The following is a 22,089-nucleotide window of genomic DNA, read 5'->3' as shown; positions in this document are numbered from 1 at the left end:
GCATTTCCAATAGCGCTTTTACTACGTTGCGAAGTTGATTCCAGTAAACAACCCCAGCCAGACATTGTTGCACAGACGTCTGCGTTTTGCATTCCAATACTGTATATCCATTCAGGTCAGGTTGTGTCATAATTAACCGTTTGTGATCGCCGGTAGCACCATGCAGCCAGGCAAAAAAGCGTTTAATCCGGGAAAGATGAATGGATAAGATCGAAGTTCGGGGCGCCCGCACCCATAATCTCAAAAACATCAACCTCGTCATCCCGCGCGACAAGCTGATTGTCGTCACCGGGCTTTCGGGCTCAGGCAAATCTTCGCTCGCTTTCGACACCTTATATGCCGAAGGGCAGCGTCGTTACGTTGAATCCCTTTCCGCGTACGCGCGTCAATTTCTGTCGCTGATGGAAAAACCGGACGTCGACCACATTGAGGGGCTCTCTCCTGCCATCTCAATTGAACAAAAATCGACGTCCCATAACCCGCGATCCACGGTAGGTACAATTACCGAAATTCACGACTATCTGCGTCTGCTGTTTGCCCGCGTTGGCGAGCCGCGCTGTCCGGATCACGACGTTCCCCTGGCAGCGCAGACCGTAAGCCAGATGGTGGATAACGTCCTGTCGCAGCCGGAAGGTAAGCGTCTGATGCTGCTGGCGCCGGTGATTAAAGAGCGTAAAGGCGAGCACACCAAAACGCTGGAAAACCTGGCAGGCCAGGGCTATATCCGCGCCCGTATCGACGGTGAAGTCTGTGACCTTTCCGATCCGCCCAAGCTTGAGCTGCAAAAGAAACATACCATTGAAGTGGTGATTGACCGCTTTAAAGTCCGTGACGATCTCACCCAGCGCCTGGCGGAATCCTTTGAAACCGCGCTGGAACTGTCCGGCGGTACGGCGGTCGTTGCCGATATGGACGACCCGAAAGCGGAGGAGCTGCTGTTCTCCGCCAACTTCGCCTGCCCTATCTGCGGCTATAGCATGCGCGAACTGGAACCGCGGCTGTTCTCGTTTAACAACCCGGCGGGCGCGTGTCCAACCTGTGACGGTCTCGGCGTGCAGCAATATTTCGATCCTGATCGGGTGATCCAAAACCCGGAACTGTCGCTGGCCGGTGGTGCTATCCGCGGTTGGGATCGCCGTAACTTCTATTACTTCCAGATGCTTAAGTCTCTGGCGGAACACTATAAATTCGACGTTGAAGCCCCGTGGGCCAGCCTGAACCCTGCCGTGCATAAAGTGGTACTGTACGGTTCCGGTAAAGAGAATATCGAATTTAAATACATGAACGATCGTGGTGATACGTCCGTACGTCGCCATCCGTTCGAAGGCGTATTGCACAATATGGAGCGCCGTTATAAAGAGACGGAATCCAGCGCAGTACGTGAAGAATTAGCCAAGTTCATCAGTAACCGACCTTGCGCCAGCTGTGAAGGGACGCGTTTACGCCGGGAAGCTCGTCACGTATTTGTTGAAAATACGCCGCTGCCTGCGATTTCTGACATGAGCATCGGTCATGCAATGGATTTCTTCAACAATCTGAAGCTTGCGGGTCAGCGGGCGAAGATTGCCGAGAAAATTCTTAAAGAGATTGGCGATCGTCTGAAGTTCCTGGTCAACGTCGGCCTCAACTACCTGACGCTATCGCGTTCGGCAGAAACACTCTCCGGCGGTGAGGCCCAGCGTATTCGTCTGGCAAGCCAGATCGGCGCGGGTCTGGTCGGTGTAATGTACGTGCTGGATGAGCCGTCTATTGGCCTGCACCAGCGCGATAACGAACGTCTGCTGGGTACGCTTATCCACCTGCGTAATCTGGGTAATACCGTTATTGTGGTCGAGCACGATGAAGACGCGATTCGCGCCGCTGACCACGTTATCGATATCGGCCCCGGTGCTGGCGTTCACGGCGGCCAGGTGGTTGCCGAAGGTACGCTGAAAGATATCATGGCGGTGCCTGAGTCGCTGACCGGCCAGTACATGAGCGGTAAGCGCAAGATTGAAGTGCCTAAACAGCGCGTGGCAGCCGATCCGGAAAAAGTGCTGAAGCTCACCGGCGCGCGCGGCAACAACCTGAAAGATGTCACCCTGACGCTGCCGGTTGGTTTATTTACCTGCATTACCGGGGTTTCCGGTTCGGGTAAATCGACGCTGATTAACGACACACTGTTCCCGATTGCACAGACGGCGCTAAACGGTGCGACGCTGGCTGAACCTGCGCCGTATCGCGACGTTCAAGGCCTGGAACATTTCGACAAAGTGATCGACATTGACCAAAGCCCGATTGGCCGTACGCCGCGCTCTAACCCGGCGACCTACACCGGTGTGTTTACGCCAGTGCGCGAACTGTTTGCCGGTGTCCCGGAGTCGCGTGCGCGCGGTTATACGCCGGGTCGTTTCAGCTTTAACGTTCGCGGCGGACGCTGTGAAGCCTGTCAGGGCGATGGCGTGATCAAAGTCGAAATGCACTTCCTGCCGGATATCTACGTGCCGTGCGATCAGTGCAAAGGCAAGCGCTATAATCGCGAAACGCTGGAAATTAAATACAAAGGCAAGACTATCCACGAAGTGCTGGATATGACGATTGAAGAAGCACGTGAGTTCTTCGATGCCGTTCCGGCGCTGGCACGTAAGCTGCAAACGCTGATGGACGTTGGCCTGACGTACATTCGACTGGGTCAGTCCGCTACCACGCTCTCGGGCGGTGAAGCACAGCGCGTGAAGCTGGCGCGCGAACTGTCCAAACGCGGTACCGGGCAAACGCTGTATATTCTCGATGAGCCGACCACCGGTCTGCATTTTGCGGATATTCAGCAACTGTTGGACGTGCTGCATCAACTCCGGGATCAGGGCAACACCATCGTAGTGATTGAGCACAATCTGGACGTGATTAAGACCGCAGACTGGATTGTCGATCTCGGTCCGGAAGGCGGCAGCGGCGGCGGCGAAATCCTTGTCTCCGGCACACCAGAAACGGTCGCTGAGTGTGAAGCCTCACACACGGCCCGCTTCCTCAAACCGCTGTTGTAATTACGCAACACTTGTCTGGCCTACAGAATATGCATGAAGCTTGTAGGCCGGATAAGGCGCTTGCGCCGCATCCGGCAACCGTTGTGCCTGATGGCACTGCGCTTATCAGCGCCTACGAAACTACAGACCAGGCATAAATCTTGTAGGCCGGATAAGGTGCTTGCGCCGCATCCGGCTACGGTTGTGCCTGATGGCACTGCGCTTATCAGCGCCTACGAAACTACAGAATATGCATAAAGCCTGTAGGCCGGATAAGGCGCTTGCGCCGCATCCGGCGAAACGGATCAGGGCTGCGTCAGTATCCGGCGTTTATCTTCCGGCAACGTGTTCACTGCCTGCTGATAAGAGGCGTCGACCAGATAATAAATCTGTGAATCCGGCAGCGAGCCGTCCAGATACACCGTACTCCAGTGCGCTTTATTGAGATGCCTGCTTGGCCGAACATCGCTATGCTGCTGGCGCAACAGTTCTGCCAGTTCAGGGCTGGTTTTCAGAGACACCGCCGGGCGTTCTTCCACCTCTTTTACCATGGCAAAAAGCACATCTTCGACTTTGATTTGCGTGGCCTTCCAGTCACTGTGAACGCTCTGCTCCGCGCCCGTTTTTGCCATGCAGTATTGCAGCAACTCCGAATTCGTCATCTTTATTCCCCTTACCAGCATATTGCCTCATGAGAACATCTTTTATTCAGTGTGCAGCAAGTCCGCAAAAGGTAAAAGCCAGCAATGTAAATTTGTTTAAAAAAACAGCAATCCGCAGCCAGCGTCCTCAATATTCCGAGTTGACGATCACCTCTTCACCAAACGCACCGGCCTGTGGCAGCGGCTTATAAGTGGAGTTAGAGGCGCGCAAAATGCGAATACCGCGAATACCCACGTCGCGAGCGGCAGTGATGTCATTATCGGAGTCACCGTAGAACATGCGGATATTTTTATCCTGCAGCCACTGCGTTTTGGTGTTCTGACCCGGCTTGTCGCCGGCAAAAATGACCGGATTCATATTACCAGCCGGGATGTGAAAGTTATCGGACAGCGTTTTCGACACGGTTTCCGTTTTCGTCTGGCTACGACCGGTTACGAAAAAAATGCTGTCGCCGCGACGCACGTGCATATCAATCAGTTGGCGCGCGACTTCTTTTGGAATACTGAACTCGTCCCAGCCATTGTTCATTTTTTCCCAGAAGGCCGGATTCTTCAGGTAATCCTCACTGTCCGGAGAATACGTTTTTTTACCGCGCCAGAAGCCTGGGCTGGAAAAGAGGACAGTGTCATCGATATCAAACCCGACGGCCATCGGCGGACGTCCGGTCAGGCTGTTTTCAATTTGTGCCACGGAGACCCAGTGAATGGGAGCCTGCTCAGCGAGCTTTGCAACGTTAGTGCCTGGATTGAGCTGAGAGGGAGAAGAAACGAGTGCCTGGGCTGGCTGATTTAGCGTGAACAATAAACAAACGGCACTCAGTGCCAACGTAAACTTGCGCATATTTTTCCCTAAGTAGTCAGTTAGTTATCATTTTTTTATTAACAACTGGTCAAAAAACTATCTGACCTTACCCCTTAGGGGGAGGGAAAGGAAGGATTTTCTCTGGTTTTGTCCTGGAAAAGGAGCACGATCACATTGGAAAACAGGCCTGATGGCGCAACGCTTATCAGGCCTGCAAAGTCGGTTACATGACGGCAGCAAATGCCTTCGCCACGCGCTGCACGTTACCGTGATTCAGCCCGGCCACGCACATACGACCGCTGGCGATCAGGTATACACCGAACTCATCGCGCAGACGATCAACCTGGGCTACGCTAAGCCCGGTATAGCTGAACATACCGCGCTGTTGCAGCAGGTAGTCAAAATTACGGCCTGGGATCTCCGCATTTAATACGTTAACCAGCTCCTGACGCATCGCCAGAATGCGAGTACGCATCTCTTCAACTTCCGCCAGCCAGCTGGCTTTCAGCACGTCATCACCCAGCACCGCGGCAACTACCTGCGCACCAAAGTTTGGCGGGCTGGAGTAGTTACGACGCACCGTCGCTTTTAGCTGCCCCAGCACGCGGCTAGCGGCTTCAGCGTCTTCACATACCACTGACAGTCCGCCGACACGCTCGCCGTATAAGGAGAAAATCTTCGAGAATGAGTTACTGACCAGAGCAGGCAATCCGGCGCTGGCAATGGCGCGAATCGCATAGGCATCGTCTTCCATTCCACCACCAAAGCCCTGGTAAGCAATGTCCAGGAACGGAATCAGATCGCGTGCTTTCAGGATCTCAATAACGCTATCCCACTGCGCAGGCGTTAAATCCGCCCCTGTCGGGTTATGGCAGCACGGATGTAGCAGCACGATGCTGCGCGCCGGTAGGGTATTCAGCGTTGCCAGCAGGTCGTTGAAACGCACACCGTTGGTCGTGTCGTCATACCATGGGTAAGTGCTTACTTCGAATCCGGCACCTTCAAAAATCGCGATATGGTTTTCCCAGGTCGGATCGCTGACCCACACGCCAGAATCAGGGAAATAACGTTTCAGGAAGTCTGCGCCAACCTTTAACGCACCGGAGCCGCCCAGCGTCTGAATGGTTGCGACGCGCTGCTGCTGGAGAACCGGATGTTCTGCGCCAAACAGCAGCGGCGCAATAGTATGGCGATACGTGTTCAGACCTTCCATCGGCAGATACAGCGAAGCGCCATGCGGTTTGGCATTGAGGCGGGCTTCCGCTTCTGCCACAGCTTTAAGCTGAGGAATAATGCCGTCTTCGTTGTAATACAGGCCGATGCTGAGATTCACTTTGTCGCTACGTGAATCTTCTTTGAAGCGCTCCATGAGCGATAAGATCGGGTCGCCGGCGTAGGCGTCAACTTTTTGAAACACGTGTGGTTCTCCGGGTTTACAGGCAGGGGTTAAGAACACAATAAACCGGAAGTGGGAGAAGATCGAGAGGATGTTGAGAGGAATATTGCCGGAAGGCGGCGTAACCACCTGTCCGGCACATCATGCTGCTAATCGATATACTTCATCGCTACCCTTGAGGTCAGGCGCGTAATAAGTTCGTAAGCACTTACTTTCGTCATTTCAGCAATGCGTTCAACGGGCAAGCCCTCGCCCCACAGAATCACCGAATCGCCGGCTTTATCCTGCGCTTCGGGGCCTAAATCGACGCAGATCATATCCATCGCGACGCGACCGACGATCGGCACTTCACGGCCATTGACCAGTACCGGCGTCCCCGAAGGCGCTGCGCGCGGGTAACCATCTCCATAGCCCATCGCTACCACGCCAAGACGCGTGTCGCGCTCACTCAGCCAGGTTCCACCATAACCAACCGGCTCCCCCGCTTTGTGCTCGCGCACCGCAATCAGGCTTGAGGTCAGCGACATTACCGGCTGGCAGCCAAAATCAGCGCCGATGGAGTGATTTTCCAGTGGCGATACGCCATACAGAATCAGCCCCGGACGCGCCCAGTCGAAGTGAGACTGCGGCCACAGCAAAATACCACCCGACGCGGCAATCGAACGCTGCCCCGGTTTGCCTTCACAAAAACTGTTGAAGATATCGAGCTGTTTTTCGGTCGCGCCACACTCAGGCTCGTCCGCGCGAGCAAAGTGGCTGACGATATTGACCGGTTGGCGCACGTTTTCACACTGTGTTAAGCGCTGATAAAACGCCTCGGCCTGCTCAGGGCGTACGCCCAGGCGGTGCATACCGGTGTCGAGCTTCATCCAGACGGTAACGGGTTCAGCCAGTTTAGCGGCTTCCAGGGCTTCGAGCTGCTCCTGGTTGTGGACGGCAGTATGCAGACGCTGCGCGGAAATAGTCGGCAGATCGGAGGCATCAAAAAAACCCTCCAGCAGCAGGATGGGCTGCGTGATCCCTCCCGCTCGCAAGCGCAGGGCTTCTTCAAGACGAGCGACACCAAAAGCGTCCGCATCGGGGAGCGTTCGCGCGGTCTCTAACAGACCATGGCCGTAGGCGTTCGCTTTCACGACCGCAACCAGTTTGCTGGCTGGAGCCAGTTCACGCAGACGTTGCAGGTTGTGTCGCAGAGCGCGGCGGTTAATGACTACAGTTGCCGCTTGCATTTGTATTCCTTTATAAAAGAATCTTCTAAATCATTCGTGTTGCTGGAGGGCGACAAGCCAGAGAATCCCCGGAAGCTTAGTAAACTAAGTGATCGGGGTGAACGGGCGTAGTCAACACATCTGCAGCATGAAGGATGACGGAGATTTATTCGTCGTCGTATTGTGGGCCCGCATAGTTATCGAAGCGCGACCACTGACCGTTAAACGTCAGGCGCACCGTACCGATCGGGCCGTTACGTTGCTTACCAATAATGATTTCTGCGATCCCTTTCAGGTCGCTGTTTTCGTGATAAACCTCATCACGATAGATAAACATGATTAAGTCGGCATCCTGCTCGATGGAGCCGGACTCACGCAGATCCGAGTTGACCGGACGCTTGTCGGCACGTTGTTCCAGAGAGCGGTTAAGCTGCGACAGCGCCACCACCGGCACATGCAGTTCTTTCGCTAACGCTTTCAGCGAGCGGGAGATTTCTGCAATTTCCAGCGTACGGTTGTCGGAGAGCGACGGCACGCGCATCAGCTGCAGGTAGTCGATCATGATAAGTCCGATACCGCCATGTTCACGGGCGATACGACGGGCACGCGAGCGCACTTCCGTAGGCGTCAGGCCGGAGGAGTCATCAATATAGATGTTTCGTTTCTCCAGCAAAATACCCATTGTTCCGGAAATTCGCGCCCAGTCCTCATCATCCAGTTGACCGGTACGGATTTTGGTTTGGTCGACGCGTGAGAGCGAGGCCAGGGAACGCATCATGATCTGTTCTGAGGGCATTTCAAGACTAAAGATAAGAACCGGCTTATCCTGCAACATCGCCGCATTTTCGACGAGGTTCATTGCAAATGTCGTTTTACCCATCGACGGACGCGCGGCGACAATAATTAAGTCTGACGGCTGCAAACCAGCCGTCTTTTTATTGAGGTCGTCATAACCGGTGTTCACTCCGGTGACGCCGTCGTGCGGCTGCTGGAACAGTTGCTCGATACGCGCGACGGTTGCGTCGAGCACATCGGTGATATTTTTCGGGCCTTCGTCTTTATTAGCGCGGCTTTCCGCGATTTTAAAGACGCGGGATTCCGCAAGGTCCAACAGATCTTCACTGGAGCGTCCTTGCGGATCAAAACCGGCTTCCGCGATTTCGTTCGCAACTGAAATCATGTCACGAACAACGGCACGTTCGCGGACGATATCCGCATAAGCGCTAATATTCGCCGCACTTGGCGTATTTTTAGATAACTCAGCCAGGTAAGCAAAACCGCCGACGCTGTCCAGTTGTCCCTGAACCTCCAGCGACTCTGCCAGCGTGATCAGATCGATGGGTTTTCCCATCTCCTGCAGGCGATGCATTTCCGTGAAGATATGCCGGTGTGGTCGGGTATAAAAATCTTCCGCCACCACACGCTCGGCGACATCGTCCCAGCGTTCGTTATCCAGCATTAAACCGCCCAACACCGACTGTTCCGCTTCAATCGAGTGCGGCGGTACTTTCAGCCCGGCGACCTGGGGATCGCGCTCACGAGCATCAGTCTGTTGTTTGTTGAAGGGTTTATTTCCTGCCATAGTGAATGGAGTTACCGAGATAATGATTGGGTCGAAAGATTACCACATTTCTTTTGGAGGAAGCATGGCAACACGTATTGAATTTCACAAGCATGGTGGCCCTGATGTACTCAAGGCGGTGGAGTTTACGCCCGTAGACCCGGCGGAAAACGAAATCCAGGTCGAGAACAAAGCGATTGGGATCAACTATATCGACACCTACATCCGCAGTGGTCTTTATCCACCGCCTTCCCTGCCCAGCGGTCTGGGTACCGAAGCCGCAGGCGTGGTCAGCAAAGTCGGCAGCAAAGTGACACACATTAAAGCTGGCGATCGCGTGGTGTACGCCCAGTCTGCCCTTGGCGCCTACAGCTCAGTGCATAACGTTCCGGCCGATAAAGCCGCTATCCTGCCTAACGCTATCTCGTTTGAACAAGCTGCCGCCTCGTTTCTTAAAGGGCTAACCGTTTTTTATCTGTTACGTAAAACCTATGAAATTCAGCCTGATGAGCCGTTTTTGTTCCATGCGGCTGCGGGCGGCGTCGGCATGATTGCCTGCCAGTGGGCAAAAGCATTGGGTGCGAAGCTGATAGGTACCGTCGGCAGTGCGCAAAAGGCGCAAATTGCGCTGCAGGCTGGCGCATGGCAGGTCATTAACTATCGTGAAGAGAGCATTGTTGAGCGAGTGAAAGAGATAACTGGCGGTAAAAAAGTGCGGGTGGTGTATGACTCGGTAGGGAAAGATACCTGGGAAGCCTCGCTGGATTGTTTACAGCACCGGGGACTAATGGTCAGCTTTGGTAATGCTTCCGGGCCGGTGACTGGCGTGAACTTAGGCATTCTGAACCAGAAAGGTTCGCTGTACGTGACCCGTCCTTCACTCCAGGGGTATGTCACCAATCACCGCGAATTAACCGAAGCCAGCAATGAGCTATTCTCGCTCATTGCCAGTGGAGTGATCAAAGTGGATGTCGCGCCTGGTCAGACGTTCGCACTGCACGATGCACAGCGTGCTCATGAAGTACTGGAAAGCCGGGCCACGCAGGGATCGAGTTTGCTGATTCCGTAAGATGACGGGGAAAGAAAGAATTAGGGCTTCCCGTAGGAAGCCCTTTCTTTTTTTAGTTCGGCTGTATGTAGGGTACAGCTCGATGAATTCGTTAACCTGGCAATAGTGACAGATTTGATAATCAATTCCTATTTGGTTCTAAAGGCAATGTTGCAGGTTGTGACGTACCGCTCAATACCTTAGTAAAACCGGCGGTTATTGCGCTGATACTGTGGGACTTTTGGCGCTTTTATCGCCTTGATAACCCACACCACGGCAACAGCCAGTAGCAGCCAGGGCAACAGTTTAATCATCAAGGCAAATAGTCCGCCCAGAAACATCACTGCGGTGGCTACGACCAATGCGGCCAGAACGCCCAGCAAAGAAACGCCGGTGACCATCAGCATGATAAAAAATCCAATCACAAAAAGTAGTTCCAGCATGGCTCTCTCCCGAAATGAAATTCTCTCCATTGCTTTACAAGAAACATGCCAAAAATAATGCGTTGATTTATAAAGAAAACGCCCCGCGTCAAAGCGCAGGGCGTGGTGAAATTAACTAACTTTTGGTGAAAACTTAACGCTTGTCTGCCACCAGCTTCAGCGCGTGCTCCAGAACGTTAATATCTGCCCCGGCTTTATGTGCATTCTCGCTCAGATAGCGACGCCACTGACGGGCACCAGGGATCCCCTGAAACAGCCCCAACATATGGCGTGTCACATGTCCCAAATAGGTTCCCTTACTCAGTTCACGCTCAATATACGGGTACATGGCGCGCACCACGGCGACCGGATCGGTATCTTCGGTAGCGGCAGAGAAAATCTCACGGTCAACGGACGCCAGAATGCCTGGGTTTTGATAAGCTTCACGCCCCACCATCACGCCATCCATATGTTGCAGATGAATTTTCGCTTCTTCCAACGATTTAATGCCACCGTTGATCGACATCGTCAGATGCGGGAAATCACGCTTTAGCTGATAAACACGGTCATAATCCAGCGGTGGAATTTCGCGGTTTTCTTTCGGGCTTAACCCGGACAGCCAGGCCTTGCGAGCGTGAATGATAAACATCTCACATTCGCCTTTGCCAGATACCGTGTTGATGAAATCGCAGAGGAATTCGTAGCTGTCCTGGTCATCAATGCCGATACGGGTTTTCACCGTAACCGGAATCGACACCACGTCGCGCATCGCTTTGACGCAATCGGCGACCAGTTGCGCATTCCCCATCAGGCAGGCGCCAAACATGCCATTCTGTACGCGGTCGGAAGGACAACCCACGTTGAGATTAATTTCGTCATAGCCCCGCTGTTCAGCGAGCTTTGCGCACTGCGCCAGCGCCGCAGGATCGCTCCCACCCAGTTGTAATGCGACCGGATGTTCTTCTTCGCTATACGCCAGATAATCGCCTTTACCATGAATGATTGCCCCAGTGGTTACCATCTCCGTATAGAGCAGCGTCTGGCTGGACAGTAAGCGCAAAAAGTAGCGGCAGTGTCTGTCCGTCCAGTCGAGCATCGGCGCGATAGAAAAACGATGAGCGGGAAAAGCGGTAGACTGAGATTCAGGCAGCATGGCGAATATTCAAGCATCCGGTTAAAAAAAAGGGCGCTACTATAGCATAGACCGTTACGATAGTGAGCCACATCCTCGCGGCTCACTCCCCCTGACCCTAAATAAACGCTATTTACGCCCCGGTTTTCCGTCGTGAGATCCAAAAAACTGCGGCGGATGGTCGACCCAGCGATCCTCACGTGTAGCGGCATAGACCGGGTTAAGCGGATAATAAATGCGATTGTATTTTTTGTTCGCCTCACCCACGACTAACAGGCGCACCTCTTCACTGGTGTTATTAATAAAGGTATGGCACACGCCTGTACCTGCCGGGAAACCGACGCTGTCGCCCGGTTCCAGCTTCCATAAATACCCGTTAATCCAGGCCTCAGGATAACCTTCCAGCACGTAGATAAATTCTTCCTCATCGCTTTCAGCGTGCGGGTACGACGTGCGCCGACCCGGCGGCAGGCGTTCATGATGAATGCCGAGTCGTCCTAACCCCAACTTGCGGGCAAGTGGCGCGCCAATAGCAAATAGCTCATCGCTGTCAGGATAAGTGGAGTCATCAGCCCCCTCAACCTCACGCCAGTGGCGAATACAATCGGGTCTTTTCATGGTTATTTTCCAGTATTGCGATGCGTCAGGTATAGCACACCACGGTGGATCTCGGTGTTTTAAGCAGAACATGTTAAAGTAAGGGATTAACCTTCCACGCAAATCGAGGCGCCAAATGGACAAAACCACTACGCAAGAGTTATTGGCTCAAGCTGAAAAACTCTGCGCGCAACGCAACGTGCGGCTTACGCCACAACGCCTCGAAGTACTGCGCCTGATGAGCCTGCAGGAAGGTGCGATCAGTGCCTATGACCTGCTCGACCTGTTGCGGGCAACTGAGCCACAGGCTAAACCACCTACTGTATATCGTGCGCTCGATTTTCTGCTGGAACAAGGTTTCGTGCACAAGGTAGAATCCACCAACAGCTATGTGCTTTGTCATCTGTTCGATCAGCCAACCCACAGTTCTGCAATGTTCATTTGCGACCGCTGCGGCGTGGTAAAAGAAGAGTGTGCGGAAGGCGTTGAAGACATTATGCATACGCTGGCGGCAAAAATGGGCTTTGCACTGCGGCATAACGTTATTGAAGCCCACGGGCTGTGTCCGGCCTGTGTGGAAGTTGAATCTTGCCGCCATCCTGGCGAGTGCCAGCATGACCATACGATTCAGGTGAAGAAGAAGGTTGGGCGCTAGGTAAGCGGGAGAGCGTACATCCTTGTACTCTCAGGAGGGAAGGGTTAATTACCAGCGGTAATCATTACGTTTTTCCCAATCGTTAACTTCTTTCTCCGCCTGATCTTTCGCGTAACCGTAACGCTCCTGGACTTTACCGACCAGTTGGTCACGTTTACCTTCAATGACCGTCATATCATCATCGGTCAGTTTGCCCCATTGCTCTTTCACTTTACCTTTAAACTGCTTCCAGTTGCCGCCGACTTCGTCTTTATTCATCATCAAGTCCTCATCGTTAGGTTGTGAATAGCGAGAGTGCCATGTCCAGACACATGCTGTTTTTGCTGGACGTGAGAATAAGTGTAGTCAGTGATTCTGGGTTTTATTTACTATTCGGAATTTTTAACCATCCCGCTCAGGCAAACCAGGTTCCATTACGCCAGTGACGTCGCCAGATAAAGGCCAGTGAAAGCCCGCGCAACGCCAGGAAAACCGTTAACGCCAACCACAAGCCATGGTTTCCCAGCCACGGCAAAGTCAGCAGCGTTAATGCAAATCCTGTGGCAGCAACGGCCATACTGTTGCGCATTTCTGCCGCGCGCGTCGCGCCAATAAACATTCCGTCGAGCAGATAACACCAGACACCCACCAGCGGTAACACCACCTGCCAGAAAAGATAGCGATCGGCCAGCAGTTGGATTTGCGGCAGCGAGGTCAGTAGCGCAACAATCTGCTCGCCAAACAGGGCATAAACCAACGAGAACAAAATAGCCACAATACCGGACTGTCGGCAGGCCGCCCGCCAGACGTCCAGCAACTGGCTACCATCTCGCGCCCCATAGGCCTGGCCCGAATGCGCTTCCACGGCATAGGCAAATCCATCCAGCGCGTAGGCGGTAAAGGTTAGCAGGGTCATCAGAACGGCATTAACCGCAATGATATCGCCTCCCAGACGCGCACCCAGCACCGTGATAGCGCCAAAACAGAGCTGCAGCAGTAGCGAGCGCAACATGATGTCACGGTTAAGTGCCAACAAACGGCGGAAGTTGCCACGCCACGCCTGCTTCAGCATTGCCAGCGAAATTCCGCGCATATGCAGGACTTTGCGCACCATCATCAGGCCGATCAGCAAGGTGGCATATTCAGCAATCACCGTTGCCAGTGCCGCACCCTGCACGTTCATATGCAGGCCCATCACCAGCCATATATCAAGCACAATGTTGAGAATATTGCCGACAATCAACAAGATAACCGGCGCACGCGCATACTGAACGCCAAGCAGCCAGCCGAGCAGCACCAGATTCGCCAGCGAGGCGGGTGCGCTTAACCAGCGAATTTCGAGGAAACGTCGGGCCTGCTCCAGTACCGCTTCACTTCCGCCAACAATGTGCAGAGCCAGATCGATAATTGGCGTACGAAACAGTGCGATAAGCAACCCCGCTCCCAGCGCCAGCATGAGCGGCTGCACCAGTGCGCGCGCCAGCGCCTGTGGATTTTTCGCACCAAATGCCTGTGCGGTCAGACCAGTGGTACTCATGCGCAAAAAAAGCAGCAGCATAAAAAGAAAACTGGTTGCCGTGGCACCAACCGCAACACCGCCAAGATAGACTGGACTATCCAGATGACCAATCACCGCAGTATCCACCAGTCCCAGCAGGGGAACGGTGATATTGGAGAAGATCATCGGTAAGGCGAGGTGCCAGAGTGCTTTATCAGAAGAGGTAAAGAAAGGCATACAGGAGGGCCTGAGAAGAAGTTAGACGTACTGGACAATGTGATGCAGGCCCGGCAAGCGCAGCGCTACCGGGCACGTTGCCGGATGGCGACGTCATCGTCTTATCCGGCCTACAGGGATTCAACAGAAAATTACAGCCATTCACCGTTACGGATGACGCCTACTGCCAGCCCTTCAATAGTGAAGTTTTGTTCGCGCAGGTCGACAACGATAGGTTTAAATTCACTGTTTTCTGGCAAGAGTTCAACCTTGTTGCCCTGCTTTTTCAGACGCTTAACCGTAACTTCGTCATCAATACGGGCAACAACAACCTGGCCGTTACGCACGTCCTGGGTTTTATGCACAGCAAGTAAATCACCGTCCATAATCCCAATATCTTTCATCGACATACCGCTAACGCGCAGCAGAAAATCGGCGTTCGGTTTGAACAGTGAAGGATCGACCTGATAGTGGCCTTCAATGTGCTGCTGCGCCAAAAGTGGCTCACCGGCTGCCACGCGCCCCACAAGCGGTAACCCTTCTTCTTCTTCCTGCAACAGTCGAATACCGCGCGATGCGCCGGATACAATTTCCAGCACACCTTTACGCGCCAGCGCTTTCAGGTGTTCTTCAGCTGCGTTTGGGGAACGGAACCCCAAACGCTGCGCGATCTCCGCACGCGTCGGTGGCATACCTGTCTGGCTGATGTGATCTCTAATGAGATCAAACACCTCTTGTTGCCTGGCCGTTAACGCTTTCATTCCGCCCCCCTGGGTGTATATACAGTTATGCTGTGAGTATATACAGCTAAAGGCGATTTTGGAACCGCAAACTGCACAAAAAACAGGAGATTTATGCAGTTGTGGAAGCCTTATCGCAAATGCGACCACAACAGAATGCCCCAGGTGATCAGCGCGACAAAAATAGACAGCAATACCGCTGCCGACCCCATATCTTTCGCCCGACCGGAAAGTTCGTGGTACTCAGAACCAATACGATCAACTACCGCTTCAATCGCACTGTTGAGGATTTCAACGATCATCACCAGCATCACAGAACCGATCAACAACACGCGGGTAATTGCATCAACATCCAGCCAGCAGGCGATGGCGACGCCCAGCAGGACGGCAACACTTTCCTGACGGAATGCCGCCTCATTAATCCATGCAGCGCGAAAACCTTTCCAGGAATAACCTGCTGCTTTGATAATTCGGGTGAATCCAGTGGTATTATTGGCCATCAAAAAGAACCTTTTTACATTATTAGCGTCAATGTCATTGTAACGTTACCCCGTTTGTTCAGGGTGTGGCAAAGCAGCGCGAAGTATGACCGGATACCACAGAAATTCACTAAACTTTCTGATATCCTTGCAGCGCATTTGCATTATTAACCAGAGGCTTTACATCGTTTATGTCCGGCTGGCCACGAATTTACTACAAATTACTGAATTTACCATTAAGCGTCCTGGTAAAAAGCAAGTCTATTCCAGCAGAACCTGCTCCGGAATTAGGACTCGATACTTCGCGTCCCATTATGTACGTCCTACCGTACAATTCGAAAGCAGACTTGCTGACGCTGCGTGCCCAATGTCTGGTGCACGACCTCCCCGATCCCCTGGAACCACTAGAGATAGACGGAACGCTGTTACCGCGCTACGTGTTTATTCACGGCGGTCCGCGTGTATTCACCTATTACACGCCGAAAGAAGAGTCTATCAAGCTGTTCCACAACTATCTCGACTTGCATCGCAGCAATCCAGATCTGGATGTGCAGATGGTGCCGGTTTCGGTGATGTTTGGCCGTGCGCCGGGGCGTGAAAAAGGCGAGGTCAATCCGCCGTTACGTATGCTAAACGGCGTACAGAAATTCTTTGCGGTGTCCTGGCTGGGTCGCGACAGTTTTGTCCGTTTCTCCCCGTCGGTCTCTCTGCGCCGTATGGCGGATGAACACGGTACGGATAAGATCATCGCCCAGAAGCTGGCACGCGTGGCGCGTATGCACTTTGCTCGCCAGCGCCTGGCCGCTGTCGGCCCGCGCCTCCCTGCCCGCCAGGATCTGTTTAATAAACTGTTAGCTTCAAAAGCGATCGCTCGTGCGGTAGAAGATGAAGCGCGCAGTAAAAAAATCTCCCACGAAAAAGCGCAGCAAAATGCCATTGCGCTGATGGAAGAGATTGCCGCCAACTTCTCCTACGAAATGATTCGTCTGACGGACCGTATTTTGGGCTTTACCTGGAATCGTCTGTATCAGGGGATTAACGTTCATAATGCTGAACGTGTACGCCAGTTGGCGCACGATGGGCATGAAATCGTGTACGTTCCGTGCCACCGCAGCCATATGGACTATATGCTGCTGTCGTACGTTCTGTACCACCAGGGTCTGGTTCCGCCGCACATCGCTGCTGGTATCAATTTGAACTTCTGGCCAGCGGGTCCGATTTTCCGCCGTCTGGGCGCGTTCTTTATTCGTCGTACCTTCAAGGGCAACAAGCTCTATTCCACCGTATTTCGCGAATACCTGGGCGAGCTGTTCAGCCGCGGCTACTCGGTTGAGTACTTTGTCGAAGGGGGCCGTTCACGTACCGGTCGTCTGCTCGACCCGAAAACCGGCACGCTGTCGATGACTATTCAGGCGATGCTGCGCGGCGGTACGCGCCCTATTACCCTCGTACCTATTTACATCGGCTATGAGCACGTAATGGAAGTGGGCACCTACGCGAAAGAGCTGCGTGGCGCGACGAAAGAGAAAGAAAGTCTGCCGCAAATGCTGCGTGGCTTAAGCAAGCTGCGTAACCTGGGTCAGGGCTACGTCAACTTTGGTGAACCAATGCCATTGATGACTTACCTCAACCAGCATGTGCCGGAGTGGCGTGAATCTATTGACCCTATCGAGTCGATCCGCCCGGCCTGGTTGACGCCGACGGTGAATAACATTGCCGCCGATTTGATGGTGCGCATTAACAACGCAGGCGCGGCCAACGCCATGAACCTGTGCTGTACCGCGTTACTGGCTTCCCGCCAGCGCTCTCTGACCCGTGAACAGCTGACCGAGCAGCTTGACTGCTACCTGAGCCTGCTGCGCAACGTGCCGTACGCGGCGGATGCTACTGTTCCTGCGCAGAGTGCCAGTGAACTGATCGACCACGCCTTGCAGATGAACAAGTTTGAGGTCGAGAAAGACACCATCGGTGACATCATTATTCTGCCGCGCGAGCAGGCGGTATTGATGACCTACTACCGCAATAATATTGCGCATATGCTGGTTCTGCCTTCGTTGATGGCAGCCATTGTGACTCAGCATCGTCGTATTTCACGCGCCGCATTGCAGCAGCATATTGATGCGCTGTACCCGATGCTGAAAGCGGAGCTGTTCTTACGCTGGGAGCGTGATGAGCTTGCCGGGGTAATTGATGAACTGGCCAGCGAAATGCAGCGCCAGGGACTCATCACCCTGACCGATGACGAACTGCATATCAATCCAGCCCGCTCCCGTACGCTACAGTTGCTGGCGGCAGGTGCTCGCGAGACGTTGCAGCGCTACGCCATTACCTTCTGGCTGCTGAGCGCGAACCCGTCCATCAACCGTGGCACGCTGGAAAAAGAGAGCCGCACCGTGGCGCAACGCCTCTCAGTGCTGCACGGCATTAACGCGCCGGAATTCTTCGATAAAGCCGTGTTCAGCTCTCTGGTACTGACGCTGCGTGACGAGGGATTCATCAGCGATACCGGAGATGCCGAACCGGAAGAGACGATGAAGATCTATCAGATGCTGGCCGAACTGGTCACGTCAGATGTGCGTCTGACTATCGAGAGCGCCACTCAGGGCGAGTAAGCATAAAAAAACCGGTCGAAATGACCGGTTTTTTATTTTGCAGGCTAAGCCAAAATCAAAAATGCCAGTAGCTCATTGCCAGGCCTAAGAACAGCACCAGACCGACGTAGTTATTGTTCATAAACGCTTTAAAGCAGGCATCACGTTCACGGTTGACGATCAGTTTCTGCTGATAGACAAACAGCGCGCCCGCCACCAGCAGAGACCAGTAATAGCCCAGTCCTAACCCGTTTAACCAGCCCACCAGCGCCATCAGCACCAGCACGCCTACCTGCAAAATACCAATAATCAGCTTGTCGTTCTGACCGAACAGGATCGCGGTCGATTTAATGCCGATCTTCAGGTCATCATCCCGGTCAACCATGGCGTACTGCGTATCATAAGCCACCGCCCAGAGAATATTCGCAAGGAACATCAGCCAGCAGCTCAGCGGTACGGACTCACTCACGGCGGCGAACGCCATCGGGATCGACCAGCCAAACGCCGCCCCCAGCACCACCTGCGGCAGATGCGTATAGCGCTTCATAAACGGATAAACCCACGCTAATGCTAATGCCGCAACGGATAACAAAATGGTCATCGTGTTGAGGGTCAAAACCAGCAGGAAGGCCAGCAGCACCAGTACCACAAACAGCGTTCGGGCTTCTTTCTCGGTGACAGCCCCGCTCGGCAGCGGTCTATTCGCGGTGCGTTTGACGTGCCCGTCAAATTTCCTGTCGGCATAATCATTCACCACGCATCCGGCGGCGCGCATTAACCAAACGCCAGCGACAAAAACCGCCAGGATCCACAGTTGCGGCATGCCTGGGGTCGCCACCCACAGTGCCCACAGCGTAGGCCAGAGCAGCAGTAAGGCGCCGATTGGCTTATCCGTACGCATCAAGCGGTGAAACGCCAGCAGCTTATTCTGCGTCAGACTCCACTCCATCTTTATCTTCCTCTCAGTACAACGGCGACGCAGGCAGAAAAAGCTCGGTAAGCATCAGTGGCTTACCGCTCAGCCGCAGGCGGGAACGACGCCCCCACAGCGCTGCATCGCGGCCAATCTCAATAAAATCTCGGGTCAATGTCGATGACGTAAACAGGTAGCGTCCGAGCGGGGTTTTCCCAAGGTTCTGTAAGGCCAGTTCAGGGCCGCACAAGGTTGATTCAGGCACCACAGTCCGTCCGGCAAGCCAGGGTTCACCATCCGCGCATAACAGGATTTCACGTAACCAATAACGAGACTCTTTAGGCAGCAGCGTCAGTTCTTCAGCCACCTCATTTTGCCCAACGAATTCTTCGCGAATCAACGTTACGGTGACCTTTTTCCCCTGCTGCTCAAAACGTTTGGTCATGGAATCTTCCAATAACAACCAGTCGAGCAGTTGGGCGTCCAGCGCCGGGATCGCATCAAAATAACGCAGCGCACGCAGTTGCGTTAACGCAGGGTGTAGCATGCCTTACTCTCCGATTTATAACCTGAAGGCATTGTATCGCAGAAAAGGCATTACGGGGTGAGCAAACACGATTAAGTGATCGGTAGGGCAACATAAGTGTAACAATTAGCACCGAAGGATAAAAAAAGGTGCGCCAGGAGACGCACCAGTTGTTGCAAAATCAACAATGTGGGGAGATGTTTACCCCTTGCCTTTTACACTGCTGATAAAGGTGGATCGGGCAGATTTGGATCCCAGACGTTCCGCTTCATCAAGCAGCTTCAGCGCTTTATCAACATCGCCTTTTGCAACTGCATCCTTAATCGCCTGATTAAAATAGCTTTCCGTGTCGTTCAGCATTGGCTCGCTTTTCTTCACGGGTTGTGGTGCCGGAGCAGCAACGGCTGCCGCCGGAGCCGCGTAGGCCACTGCAGGCGCTGCGGTATTACCAACCGTAACAGGGCCAGGACCGGAAGAACCAAACAGCGGCCCGACCAGCACGCTGGAGGAGGAGCTGGTTTTAACTTTCAGATGCAGCAGACCGTCGGTGGTGTGGCGGGCAATCGGGTCCGGAATATCCGGAACAGCGTTACCTACCCCCTTGGCATAGGCTTTTGCCGGGTCAAGCAGGGTTGTGGTCTGCTGGAGATCTTTATCAGTAGTAAAGACCAGAACATACAGTTTTTGCTGTCCCAGCGCTGGCGTCAAGCGCATCACCCCTTCCAGACGATCGGCACTCATCACACCCGGTGCCTGGTAGGTAAAGTAACTGCTAGGGAAGAACGCAGATGGCGTCATGTTCTGATCAAGAATTAAGACGTTTGGCGCGAATACGCTGGTTTGTTTGTTAACTTCACTGCTCAGTGTCAGGGTCAGTTCACCAATGTTGGCCGGTACGCTGTAGGCGGCAACCGGGCCGCTAATACCGGCAATGTCCAGACGCTGTCCCGCTGTCGCCAACGAGGTTGATTGGGTTTTCGATTGATCAACTGGCGTCCAGGTTAACTGTTGCAACGCTGCAGTGGGAATAGCAGGCGCCGCGGTGGTGTTCTGCGGAACAATATTTACATCGGCCAGGCTGATGCCAGGCGCGCTGGCAAATAACCCTGCAGATAAACAAAGGGCAACGAGACTTTTCTTCATTTTCATTGTTATCACCTCAGATAGCATGGGTTCAGCGGTGGCCAGGCAATAGCGCGCTAAACCGTAATCAAGAGGGGCTTGCGCCCCTCTTTCGGTCTTTACGTCAGGTTAGAGCTGAATTACCACCAGATTTCCATCTGAGCACCGAAGGACCACTCATCGCTGTCGCCACGGCTGGTTGTGCTGATACCAGAGTTCGTTGCAGCTGCGTATTTAGATACGTTGTTACCATTTTTAACGTAGCCCCACTCTTCATCCCATTTGGCATAGGTTGCAAAGACGCGGATTGCCGGACGAGACCAGATGCTGTCGCCTGCCTGCCACTGTTGTGCCAAGGTGATTTTGTATTGGCTGTTGCGATCGCCAGTCTGTTGAGATTTGACGTTGTCGTAGCCGACTTCCATCAGGGTGCTCATGATTGGTGTCCATTTGTACATCGGACGAATACCCACGGTGTACCATTCAGTACCCAGGTCATTATCCATGTCGATATTCTGATACATACCGACGTACATCAGGTCCCACTTGTCGCCCAGAGAGATAGCACCGTGGTCAAGTACGCGCACCAGGCTACCGTTGTTATTGATATTGTTGTTTACATGATGGATAACGGGATCATTTGGTGTTGCCTGGGTATCGAAGGTTGAACCGTAAGTACCCTGCGAGCCACCTTTACCCTGCGTGGTCATCGCATCAGTTGCATACTGAACCACGAACTTGTTATAGCCCTTCAGCATGCTCTGAGTATGTTCTGCAGTGAACATCCAGCCATCTTTAGAAGCGCTATCCGCGTAGCTATAACCGTCAGTTTTATTCGCACGGCCGTAGTCAACACCCAGTTCCAGCATGCCGTCCGGGTTAATGGCCATCTGCGCTAAACGCATGTCGAATACGTCGTTCGCGGTATCTTTGGATGTGTCGTAGATATTCTGGCTACTGAAGGTGTAAGAACCACCCGCTTCCTGAGAACGGGTTGCGGCCAGAGACAGTTTACCGAAGCCCAGATCGATGTTTTCAATACCGGCACCAGGACCTGAAATATCCCAGTAGTAGAAGTCGATCATGTGGACGTCATGACGCTGATAGAAACGTTTACCGGCCCAGATGGTGGAACCCGGCAGCCATTCAATCAGGTTTTTACCCTGCACGTTGGCTTCGCGGAAAGCAGGATCGGTCGCTTCCCAGTCATTCTGCTGTGCAACGGAGTAGGCAACGTTGGTGTCGAAGTAGAAGCTCTTATCGCCCTCTTTCCACACTTCCTGACCTAATTTGATTTCCGCATAGGTTTCACATTCGTTACCAAGACGGTATTTACTTTGGGCACCAGTTGCCTGGAAACACTGTTGTTCACCGCCGCTACCTGTCCAGCCAATGCCGGAACGAGCATAACCATGGAAATCCACAGCCATTGCCTGAACAGACATAATGCCTGCTGCTACAGCAACCGCCAGAGGGAGTTTGCGCAGAGTAATCATCGTTCTATCTCCTGAGATCATTGCTTTTCTTTAAACGCTGCCAC

General features: G+C 53.4%; 20 protein-coding genes. 4 read left to right on the top strand and 16 right to left on the bottom strand.

Annotated features, from left to right (window positions below; genetic code table 11):
• The first annotated feature begins 200 nt into the window (after positions 1–200).
• Positions 201–3,023 (top strand): excinuclease ABC subunit UvrA, encoded by a 2,823-nt coding sequence (gene uvrA, locus OGY06_RS20405; protein WP_016155358.1) that lies wholly within the window; start codon positions 201–203, stop codon positions 3,021–3,023.
• Positions 3,024–3,307: 284 nt separating this feature from the next.
• Here the strand turns inward: uvrA and OGY06_RS20400 are convergent, their stop codons facing one another.
• The 5 genes from OGY06_RS20400 to dnaB form a co-directional block, all read right to left on the bottom strand.
• On the bottom strand, positions 3,308–3,664 hold the full coding sequence (locus OGY06_RS20400; RefSeq protein ID WP_008786927.1) for an MmcQ/YjbR family DNA-binding protein: 357 nt from the start codon (positions 3,662–3,664) through the stop codon (positions 3,308–3,310).
• 127 nt (positions 3,665–3,791) lie between these two features.
• Entirely contained in the window at positions 3,792–4,505 is a 714-nt protein-coding gene (gene aphA, locus OGY06_RS20395) for an acid phosphatase AphA (RefSeq protein WP_003826615.1), read from the bottom strand.
• Between the two features lie 184 nt (positions 4,506–4,689).
• Positions 4,690–5,883, bottom strand: coding sequence for an aromatic amino acid transaminase (gene tyrB, locus OGY06_RS20390; protein WP_286605911.1), 1,194 nt, complete (start codon positions 5,881–5,883; stop codon positions 4,690–4,692).
• A 128-nt stretch (positions 5,884–6,011) separates the two neighbouring features.
• Positions 6,012–7,091: an alanine racemase gene (gene alr / locus OGY06_RS20385; protein ID WP_003826612.1), complete on the bottom strand. Its 1,080-nt coding sequence runs from the start codon at positions 7,089–7,091 to the stop codon at positions 6,012–6,014.
• Positions 7,092–7,236: 145 nt separating this feature from the next.
• A complete protein-coding gene (gene dnaB, locus OGY06_RS20380; RefSeq protein ID WP_003826610.1) occupies positions 7,237–8,652 on the bottom strand; it encodes a replicative DNA helicase in 1,416 nt (471 codons plus the stop codon).
• A gap of 64 nt (positions 8,653–8,716) precedes the next feature.
• Here dnaB and OGY06_RS20375 point away from each other — a divergent pair, with 64 nt between their 5' ends.
• Positions 8,717–9,700 (top strand): quinone oxidoreductase, encoded by a 984-nt coding sequence (locus OGY06_RS20375; protein ID WP_240389515.1) that lies wholly within the window; start codon positions 8,717–8,719, stop codon positions 9,698–9,700.
• Between the two features lie 179 nt (positions 9,701–9,879).
• Here OGY06_RS20375 and pspG read toward each other — a convergent pair whose 3' ends face one another.
• The 3 genes from pspG to OGY06_RS20360 all read right to left on the bottom strand — a co-directional run bounded on the left by pspG (position 9,880) and on the right by OGY06_RS20360 (position 11,851).
• Positions 9,880–10,122, bottom strand: coding sequence for an envelope stress response protein PspG (gene pspG, locus OGY06_RS20370; RefSeq protein ID WP_003031713.1), 243 nt, complete (start codon positions 10,120–10,122; stop codon positions 9,880–9,882).
• Positions 10,123–10,255: 133 nt separating this feature from the next.
• Complete coding sequence (gene dusA, locus OGY06_RS20365) at positions 10,256–11,254, bottom strand: tRNA dihydrouridine(20/20a) synthase DusA (RefSeq protein ID WP_003826604.1); 999 nt, start codon at positions 11,252–11,254, stop codon at positions 10,256–10,258.
• A 108-nt stretch (positions 11,255–11,362) separates the two neighbouring features.
• Positions 11,363–11,851, bottom strand: a complete 489-nt coding sequence (locus OGY06_RS20360) for a cupin domain-containing protein (protein WP_003031710.1) — start codon at positions 11,849–11,851, stop codon at positions 11,363–11,365.
• A 115-nt stretch (positions 11,852–11,966) separates the two neighbouring features.
• Here OGY06_RS20360 and zur point away from each other — a divergent pair, with 115 nt between their 5' ends.
• On the top strand, positions 11,967–12,485 hold the full coding sequence (gene zur / locus OGY06_RS20355) for a zinc uptake transcriptional repressor Zur (protein WP_063941225.1): 519 nt from the start codon (positions 11,967–11,969) through the stop codon (positions 12,483–12,485).
• A 48-nt stretch (positions 12,486–12,533) separates the two neighbouring features.
• On the opposite strand, the gene OGY06_RS20350 is transcribed toward zur, so the two are convergent.
• From OGY06_RS20350 to OGY06_RS20335, 4 genes are all read right to left on the bottom strand, one after another.
• Positions 12,534–12,743 (bottom strand): CsbD family protein, encoded by a 210-nt coding sequence (locus OGY06_RS20350; RefSeq protein WP_003031706.1) that lies wholly within the window; start codon positions 12,741–12,743, stop codon positions 12,534–12,536.
• Between the two features lie 136 nt (positions 12,744–12,879).
• Positions 12,880–14,199, bottom strand: a complete 1,320-nt coding sequence (gene dinF / locus OGY06_RS20345; RefSeq protein WP_126319527.1) for an MATE family efflux transporter DinF — start codon at positions 14,197–14,199, stop codon at positions 12,880–12,882.
• A 131-nt stretch (positions 14,200–14,330) separates the two neighbouring features.
• Entirely contained in the window at positions 14,331–14,939 is a 609-nt protein-coding gene (gene lexA / locus OGY06_RS20340; protein WP_003826596.1) for a transcriptional repressor LexA, read from the bottom strand.
• A gap of 110 nt (positions 14,940–15,049) precedes the next feature.
• Complete coding sequence (locus OGY06_RS20335; RefSeq protein ID WP_003826594.1) at positions 15,050–15,418, bottom strand: diacylglycerol kinase; 369 nt, start codon at positions 15,416–15,418, stop codon at positions 15,050–15,052.
• Between the two features lie 170 nt (positions 15,419–15,588).
• Here OGY06_RS20335 and plsB point away from each other — a divergent pair, with 170 nt between their 5' ends.
• Complete coding sequence (gene plsB, locus OGY06_RS20330) at positions 15,589–18,009, top strand: glycerol-3-phosphate 1-O-acyltransferase PlsB (protein ID WP_003826592.1); 2,421 nt, start codon at positions 15,589–15,591, stop codon at positions 18,007–18,009.
• A gap of 55 nt (positions 18,010–18,064) precedes the next feature.
• Here the strand turns inward: plsB and ubiA are convergent, their stop codons facing one another.
• The 4 genes from ubiA to OGY06_RS20310 all read right to left on the bottom strand — a co-directional run bounded on the left by ubiA (position 18,065) and on the right by OGY06_RS20310 (position 22,045).
• Entirely contained in the window at positions 18,065–18,937 is an 873-nt protein-coding gene (gene ubiA, locus OGY06_RS20325; RefSeq protein ID WP_003826589.1) for a 4-hydroxybenzoate octaprenyltransferase, read from the bottom strand.
• Positions 18,938–18,950: 13 nt separating this feature from the next.
• On the bottom strand, positions 18,951–19,448 hold the full coding sequence (gene ubiC, locus OGY06_RS20320; protein ID WP_286605910.1) for a chorismate lyase: 498 nt from the start codon (positions 19,446–19,448) through the stop codon (positions 18,951–18,953).
• Between the two features lie 180 nt (positions 19,449–19,628).
• Entirely contained in the window at positions 19,629–20,576 is a 948-nt protein-coding gene (gene malM / locus OGY06_RS20315) for a maltose operon protein MalM (RefSeq protein ID WP_003826585.1), read from the bottom strand.
• Positions 20,577–20,689: 113 nt separating this feature from the next.
• Positions 20,690–22,045, bottom strand: a complete 1,356-nt coding sequence (locus OGY06_RS20310) for a maltoporin (RefSeq protein WP_003826583.1) — start codon at positions 22,043–22,045, stop codon at positions 20,690–20,692.
• Between the last annotated feature and the right edge of the window lie 44 nt (positions 22,046–22,089).

The organism is Citrobacter sp. Cpo147, assembly GCF_030332405.1.
GTDB classification, from domain to species: domain Bacteria; phylum Pseudomonadota; class Gammaproteobacteria; order Enterobacterales; family Enterobacteriaceae; genus Citrobacter; species Citrobacter portucalensis.
Note: the sequence above shows the minus strand (reverse complement) of the source record. Positions and strands in the feature narration are given on the sequence as shown.

Coding starts and splice junctions, on each gene's coding strand:
- uvrA (WP_016155358.1), top strand. CDS start 201: ATGGATAAGATCGAAGTTCGGGGCGCCCGCACCCATAATCTCAAAAAC.
- OGY06_RS20400 (WP_008786927.1), bottom strand. CDS start 3,664: ATGACGAATTCGGAGTTGCTGCAATACTGCATGGCAAAAACGGGCGCG.
- aphA (WP_003826615.1), bottom strand. CDS start 4,505: ATGCGCAAGTTTACGTTGGCACTGAGTGCCGTTTGTTTATTGTTCACG.
- alr (WP_003826612.1), bottom strand. CDS start 7,091: ATGCAAGCGGCAACTGTAGTCATTAACCGCCGCGCTCTGCGACACAAC.
- dnaB (WP_003826610.1), bottom strand. CDS start 8,652: ATGGCAGGAAATAAACCCTTCAACAAACAACAGACTGATGCTCGTGAG.
- OGY06_RS20375 (WP_240389515.1), top strand. CDS start 8,717: ATGGCAACACGTATTGAATTTCACAAGCATGGTGGCCCTGATGTACTC.
- pspG (WP_003031713.1), bottom strand. CDS start 10,122: ATGCTGGAACTACTTTTTGTGATTGGATTTTTTATCATGCTGATGGTC.
- dusA (WP_003826604.1), bottom strand. CDS start 11,254: ATGCTGCCTGAATCTCAGTCTACCGCTTTTCCCGCTCATCGTTTTTCT.
- OGY06_RS20360 (WP_003031710.1), bottom strand. CDS start 11,851: ATGAAAAGACCCGATTGTATTCGCCACTGGCGTGAGGTTGAGGGGGCT.
- zur (WP_063941225.1), top strand. CDS start 11,967: ATGGACAAAACCACTACGCAAGAGTTATTGGCTCAAGCTGAAAAACTC.
- OGY06_RS20350 (WP_003031706.1), bottom strand. CDS start 12,743: ATGAATAAAGACGAAGTCGGCGGCAACTGGAAGCAGTTTAAAGGTAAA.
- dinF (WP_126319527.1), bottom strand. CDS start 14,199: ATGCCTTTCTTTACCTCTTCTGATAAAGCACTCTGGCACCTCGCCTTA.
- lexA (WP_003826596.1), bottom strand. CDS start 14,939: ATGAAAGCGTTAACGGCCAGGCAACAAGAGGTGTTTGATCTCATTAGA.
- OGY06_RS20335 (WP_003826594.1), bottom strand. CDS start 15,418: ATGGCCAATAATACCACTGGATTCACCCGAATTATCAAAGCAGCAGGT.
- plsB (WP_003826592.1), top strand. CDS start 15,589: ATGTCCGGCTGGCCACGAATTTACTACAAATTACTGAATTTACCATTA.
- ubiA (WP_003826589.1), bottom strand. CDS start 18,937: ATGGAGTGGAGTCTGACGCAGAATAAGCTGCTGGCGTTTCACCGCTTG.
- ubiC (WP_286605910.1), bottom strand. CDS start 19,448: ATGCTACACCCTGCGTTAACGCAACTGCGTGCGCTGCGTTATTTTGAT.
- malM (WP_003826585.1), bottom strand. CDS start 20,576: ATGAAAATGAAGAAAAGTCTCGTTGCCCTTTGTTTATCTGCAGGGTTA.
- OGY06_RS20310 (WP_003826583.1), bottom strand. CDS start 22,045: ATGATTACTCTGCGCAAACTCCCTCTGGCGGTTGCTGTAGCAGCAGGC.